General features: G+C 40.7%; 8 protein-coding genes. 3 read left to right on the top strand and 5 right to left on the bottom strand.

Annotated elements, in window-relative coordinates:
• Positions 1-22 precede the first annotated feature (22 nt).
• Positions 23-343 carry a hypothetical protein gene (locus WB217_RS11640; protein WP_423993391.1) on the top strand — a complete coding sequence of 107 codons (321 nt, stop codon included), beginning with the start codon at positions 23-25 and terminating at the stop codon, positions 341-343.
• A 103-nt stretch (positions 344-446) separates the two neighbouring features.
• On the opposite strand, the gene WB217_RS11635 is transcribed toward WB217_RS11640, so the two are convergent.
• The 3 genes from WB217_RS11635 to WB217_RS11625 all read right to left on the bottom strand — a co-directional run bounded on the left by WB217_RS11635 (position 447) and on the right by WB217_RS11625 (position 1670).
• Positions 447-863: a YlbF family regulator gene (locus WB217_RS11635; RefSeq protein WP_423993392.1), complete on the bottom strand. Its 417-nt coding sequence runs from the start codon at positions 861-863 to the stop codon at positions 447-449.
• Between the two features lie 152 nt (positions 864-1015).
• Positions 1016-1255, bottom strand: coding sequence for a YlbE-like family protein (locus tag WB217_RS11630; protein WP_423993390.1), 240 nt, complete (start codon positions 1253-1255; stop codon positions 1016-1018).
• A 13-nt stretch (positions 1256-1268) separates the two neighbouring features.
• A complete protein-coding gene (locus WB217_RS11625) occupies positions 1269-1670 on the bottom strand; it encodes a YlbD family protein (protein WP_423993389.1) in 402 nt (133 codons plus the stop codon).
• A 544-nt stretch (positions 1671-2214) separates the two neighbouring features.
• Between WB217_RS11625 and WB217_RS11620 the strand changes: the two genes are divergently transcribed.
• A complete protein-coding gene (locus WB217_RS11620) occupies positions 2215-2706 on the top strand; it encodes a PaaI family thioesterase (protein ID WP_423993388.1) in 492 nt (163 codons plus the stop codon).
• 9 nt (positions 2707-2715) lie between these two features.
• A complete protein-coding gene (locus WB217_RS11615; RefSeq protein WP_423993387.1) occupies positions 2716-3081 on the top strand; it encodes a hypothetical protein in 366 nt (121 codons plus the stop codon).
• Positions 3082-3128: 47 nt separating this feature from the next.
• On the opposite strand, the gene WB217_RS11610 is transcribed toward WB217_RS11615, so the two are convergent.
• Both WB217_RS11610 and WB217_RS11605 read right to left on the bottom strand, forming a co-directional pair.
• On the bottom strand, positions 3129-4154 hold the full coding sequence (locus WB217_RS11610; protein WP_423993386.1) for a CAP domain-containing protein: 1026 nt from the start codon (positions 4152-4154) through the stop codon (positions 3129-3131).
• Between the two features lie 378 nt (positions 4155-4532).
• Positions 4533-4961: a CBS domain-containing protein gene (locus WB217_RS11605; protein ID WP_423993385.1), complete on the bottom strand. Its 429-nt coding sequence runs from the start codon at positions 4959-4961 to the stop codon at positions 4533-4535.
• Between the last annotated feature and the right edge of the window lie 346 nt (positions 4962-5307).

Raw genomic sequence — 5307 nt, 5'->3', positions numbered from 1 at the left:
AAAGCATTTCTAAGGTGATTATATGGATATTGAAGTAATTTGGAAACAATTTTTAAAAATGCTTAGTGATTATGATTCAATTGCTCAAGCAAGTTATAAAAAGTCCGCAGGTATCCCCTTTTTGTATATCCAGGCGAAAGATCATCCAAGCAAAAATGAACTAGAAAACGCCATACGCCAATCAGCAGCTGGAGCAATGCAAGGTAAACAGCTTCATAGCGAAACTGAGTTTGTCAGAAATGAAGACAATCTTTTTGTTTTCCGCCATCGCTTTTATGTCCCGCAGAAAAAAATGTTCTGCTGCGGAAATCTATGCCCAGATTGCATAAGGCTTAAAAACTGAGAATTACGCACAGCAATGCGTTAAAGCGCTGGGGGTCAGACCCCCACCACGTTAAAGGGGTAAAGAAAAGAGCATGGATTCTCTCCATGCTCTTCCTGGTTTATTATGCAGAACACCCACAGCTTCCGCCACTGCCACAGCCACCACTGCATGAGCTTTCAAAGAATGGGTTGCCAGTCGGCACTTTCACACTTTCTGAAACGGATCTGCCAATAATGACGCTTACTTCATCAAGAAGCCCTTGAAGGTCATTCTCAGCTTTCTTGAACTCCGCTACGACCTCATCCATATCAAGATCCCTTTTTACGATGCGGATCTTGCCCATGACTTCTTTATAGTCAGGATGATACTTTCCGAAACGCTGGACTTCCTCATAGCGATCCTTCATATCTACAAACTCGTTTATCTTTCTTTGAGTTTCAGGATCGTTTTTAACACTATATAAACATTGCCGATAATGCTCGGCAATATCAGATTGCAAAATCATGCTGACAAGTTGTTCAGCTTGTTCTAATAACATAACTCTTTCTGATGTAACAGCAAGCAATGCAGGCTCACCTCCGACCTCATTTTACCATGAAACTGCCAGAAATGCGAAATTTTCTGGTGGGCGGCATTATTAGATCGACGAGGCAAAAAATTAAAGCTCTCTTCACACAGAAGAAAGCTTCGTCATGATTGGGAATTCATGCTAGAAAACATATGCATCATCATTGATGCCATCTGGACACTATTGGAAAATTTCTGCACTTTATGTGGAATGGTTTTCTCGAAATGATGGAGCGCAGCAATCTGTGCAGAGTAAATGTCACGTGGGTCTCTGCAAAGCTTTCTATACCAGTGCGGCTGGGCTCGGACGAACTCAATCAATTCTTTATTGGACCGCAATTGCTCTATTACCTCTTTTCTCATAATTAGCTCCTTCCTAATCCTTCCTGAATGAAAAAGGATGCCCCGGACCAGAGTTTTTGGCAGACTGCTGGCCGCCTTTATTTCCCTGAAACTGCGAAAGTACTCCTTGAATCGCTCCGAGTGCCTGACTGATGTTAGAGATTTGTCCCTGCAATTGTTCTGGATCCATATTTTTCACAGCACCCATGATGGTTCCAAGCCAATCTGTTTTCTTTTCCTGTTCTCCGACTGATTCTTTTTTTTCGCGGGTTTCACTGCCGCCCCATTTAGGATCATCCTCACCAAGCAGATACCAATCCTCATACAGCTCCTGCCAGGTCGCGTCTCCTTTTCTCACTTCCTGGATGAGCTCCGGATGATTCTTTACAAACTCCTTAAATTTTTGAACAGAGGGATGAAGATTTTTTTTGGCCATAACTTTCACCTCACTGTGTAACAAATGCCTATAATAGCTTATGATTTACATTCAGATTGGTGAGGAAAATGCCCAATAAAATATTAAATGTATTTTTATCTTTGGCTTTGTCATAGTTTAATGTTGATTTTTAGCACCTGTTGATTGGAGCGGAGGGCACTCGACTCCTCCGAAAATGCTAACGCATTTCAATCGTGCGGGGCAGATTCGAGGAAGCTATGCAATGTCCTGCTGGATTAGCGGCCAAGGTGAGACCAAGGTGAAATGATTAGATCATTTGCACCCCACAGGCACAAAGCGACGAGGAGGCTCACCTGAGGCCCCGCGGCAAGCGAGTACCTGGAGCGGAAATCCACAGACAATTTTAACAAAGCCTTATCTTTAAAATACGTTCTTGTTCATCAAATTTTTTTAAAGTGTTAAAATAAAAAACAGAATGTAAATGCTGGCTATTTTCGCAAAGTTCCTAATTCTGCAAGGTAAGTGGGTCAAATAACCTTTGTTTTACGAAAAAATAGTCATATAGAAAGAGGTAATTATATAGATGGAAAAAGAACTGCAACAGCTTTTAGAGGAATGCATCTCACTCTCCAGCGAACAAGATTTAGAAACTCTCCAGGTCGTTTTGTCAGGTGTCAAAAATAAACTTACTGGCAAAAACAGCACATTCATAGATGGCCTCCTTCACATGGATAGAAGACTGGATAATGAAACATGTGAGATTGACATACCAATCACGAAATTGCTCGATAATACCCTCGGCATCGTGCATGGCGGCTTTACTGCCACACTGCTGGATACAGCAATGGGAACTCTCGCGAATAAGCTGCTCCCTGAAGGATATGCTGCCGTAACCTCACAGCTTAATATCCACTATCTGTCCCCAGGCATCGGAGAACGCCTGCACTGCAAAGCGTCTATTGTGCATAAAGGCAGAAGTACAGTAGTGGTTGAGGCAGACGTATTCAGATCTGACGGCAAGAAAATAGCTCATTCATCAGGAAGCTTTTTCGTCGTGGAAAAACAACACAAATAGGGTGATTTTATGGTTACGGCAATTGTTATCCCCATCGTACTTGCTTATTTTTACTGGCTTACCAGGAAAGAAATGCAAGAAAATTACGAGGAGTGGATTAAATTAGAGGATATTCCTGAAGAAGCAATTGTTAGCGGAAAAATCATCGATGTAAGCGAACGAAAAGAACGATTCTATTATCACAGGTTCAACCATATTTCTACCATGAAGATCCATACTGGCTTGAAAGAATTAAATGTCAAAAAGGTGACCCCTTTGCGTACCGGAGTTCGAATACCAGTATTTAAAGCAGGTGAAGTTGTACATTTATATGGGAACTGGAAAGAAGGACAGTTCTCAATAAGCAGGGTGATAAAACAAGAAAAAGAAGCCTGACGAGAGTCAGGCTCCATTTTTTATAATGAATAAATTTAAAATAGCTATTACTCTTCCCAGCGTTTTACAAAATTCTGTGTGTAATGCTTACGGTAAACACCGACTCCCAAGTGGGTAAATTCATTATTAAGCAAAGCTTCCCGGTGGGATTCACTGTTCAGCCAGCCTTCTACGACTGCTGGGGCATCCGTATAGTTGGCCGCAATATTTTCTCCTGCTAGTTCGTACAAAACATCAGCTGCTTTTAAACGATCTGATAGATTACCGAATTTTTCGGACTCATGTGAAAAGTAATCCTCTTCTGCCATGTCTTTACTGTGAGCATATGCAACTTCTGCCGTTTGGTCGTCCCATTGGAGATTTTCTAATGCGTGACGTGCCCTCATTACATTTGTGATATCAAGGATTTGTTTTTCCGTCCCTGTTTCAATTCTCAGCCAATCCTCTTCAGATGGCTCTGGAGGCTCTATTAAGTCACCCCTGTATACCATTTCATACGGCCTTTCCTTTATGAGAGTGTCTTTATCCATATAGCGAATGCTAGAAACAGAACCGGTAAATTTGTCTATATACAGCTGTACGAAGTATTCACCCATTTTGACAATTGGCCTGGTATTCATATCTTGCTCTGAGAGTTCAAATTTATAAGTACTTCCATTTAGTTCGAATGTGACTTCAGGTTCAATCACATTAAGGGCAAAAATTTCATCTACAGGCTGTCCAATCCTGAATGGCTCTACATTGAGAGCCGGACCAATGGCATAAGCCGTAACGACCCTTCCATTAAGGACTCCTGCCTGAATATATTGGTCAAGGTCATTATTGAATACCCACCAATGAAAACCATAAGCAGAAAGATCCACTCTAGATGGTTTTCCCAGGACAGACTTCAGGGCATCGATATCCTTTCCCATAAGCGATCCTACACCCTTTTCCGGCTGGTGAATGCCTTCATGAAGGCTCTGTTCACTGATCTTTTTATCAAGAGATTCATCTACTTTAGGCTTTGTTTCCTGTTCTAATACCAAGTCATCACCGTCATCCTTGGTAAATCCCAGATATAAGCCAATCAATAAAAAGATTGCTGCAATTATTAAAATCCTTCCTATAGTGCGCAGATGGAAACCCCCTTTCTATTCAACTCTATTCAAATGCTTTATTGTTGATAACTATTAGGCATAGAATACATTTGTAAGAATTTAAAAGGCAGCAAAATGCTCTGAACCCTTTAATCTCAATGATCCCCAAAACAATTATTTATGTAATCTGCCTACTAGTATACTTTCTATTACTATATGAGCAATTTTTAAAATTATTATATCATTTAATGAGTTCTTTTTGATAGAAGCATTGAATTCGAAGCGAAAAACATAAAGAACATATTCATTTAGAGTACTCAGGCGTCCGCATTAATAGAAAACAAAAGGCACCCAGTCGGGTGCCTCCATCTTTTATTGCATTTGGCTGCCAGATTCAGATATCTCAGAAAGTGCATGCTGCGCCTGGTCATCTGTAAGTTCATTAATGGCAAAGTCTCCCAAAGCCACAATTCCTATGAGTTTATCTCCATCCACAACTGGCAATCTTCTGACCTTATGCTCTGCCATAAGCCTTGTTGCTTCCTGTGTAGACATATCCGGTGTGGCAGTGACCAGGTGATCGCTCATGACTGCCTCTACTTTAGAAGATGGCGGATGCTTCTCTGCTATGCCCCGAATGACGATATCCCTGTCGGTTATCATTCCAACAAGCCTGTCTCCATCTACTATCGGAATAGCACCCACATTTAAATCCTTCATCTTCACGGCAACCTCGAAGACATTATCCAGCAAAGTACATGTTTCAACATCACTAGTCATGATTTCACGGATTTTACGCACCTCATAATCCTCCTTTTGTAAAAGCTTTGCTTTACTTTAATTTAGGATTCCCCGAACAAGGTATTTTATGCTGGAGACTACATAATTCAAGCTTACTTATCAGATACTATCATTGCCGCATGATAGAATAGGAATTACCGTATTATTCGATATTGACGTCCAGTGGTGCATCAATTTTACAGACTTTTCAAATAAAAAAGGGCTCGTAATGAAGCAGCGGCCGATAAATGGCTGCTGGTTGAATATTAGAAACATCTTCTGTTGAAAAAAAAAGTGATTGAAGTTTCACTTTATATTCATTGCAACTTACTCATTTTTTTACTATTATTGAAACTGAGATATAATC

The sequence above is a fragment of the Mesobacillus sp. genome (assembly GCF_049588175.1).
GTDB lineage: Bacteria > Bacillota > Bacilli > Bacillales > Cytobacillaceae > Mesobacillus.
Note: the sequence above shows the minus strand (reverse complement) of the source record. Positions and strands in the feature narration are given on the sequence as shown.